Raw genomic sequence first — 773 nt, forward strand, 5'->3', positions numbered from 1 at the left:
GATCTGTTTCAAAAGATTTTTACTCGTATTCTCGAGGAGGCTTGCCATCATGGATTTGTAGATCCCTCGGTCCTGTATATTGATTCCACCCATGTAAAAGCCAGTGCGAACAAGAACAAATACATCAAACAACTTGTCCAAGAAGAGCGGAAGAAGTATCAGGAACTCCTTGAAGAAGAATTGAACCAGGATCGCGTAGAGCATGGAAAGAAGCCATTACCAAAAAAGACTGAAACAACATGGAAGGAGGTGAAACAAAGCAGTACCGATCCCGACAGCGGCTGGTTTGTCAAAAACGAAAAGGAGCAAACGTTTGCGTATTCGTTTCATGCAGCAAGCGACCAACATGGCTTTGTAGTCAGTGCCGTGGTGACGGCGGCTAACGTTCATGACAGTCAGGCCTTTTCGGATGTTTTCGAACAAGCCGTGGAACGTGTAGGAAAACCGGATGCCGTGGCAGTAGACGCCGGATATAAAACGCCTTACATTAGCAAGTGCCTGTTGGATGAAGGAATTCGCCCAGTGATGCCCTACACCCGTCCTCACACGAAGGAAGGGTTTTTTCGAAAGCATGAATACGTGTATGATGAATACTTTGATTGCTACATCTGTCCTGCCGGACAGGTTCTTACCTACGAAACCACTACTCGTGACGGCTACCGTATGTACCGTTCCGACCCAGGCGAATGCAACCATTGCCCATTCCGCCCCCTGTGTACAGAGAGCCGGGAGGCTGTGAAGCGAGTCAGTCGTCATATTTGGGCGGATTACCT

At 48.3% G+C, this 773-nt stretch carries 1 protein-coding gene; it reads left to right on the forward strand.

From position 1 onward, the window contains the following. A partial coding sequence (locus tag ETC00_RS19390; RefSeq protein WP_171567691.1) for a transposase occupies positions 1 to 773 on the forward strand: 773 nt, incomplete at both ends.

The sequence above is a fragment of the Brevibacillus sp. MCWH genome (assembly GCF_013096935.1).
Taxonomy (GTDB): Bacteria; Bacillota; Bacilli; order Brevibacillales; family Brevibacillaceae; genus Brevibacillus; species Brevibacillus aydinogluensis.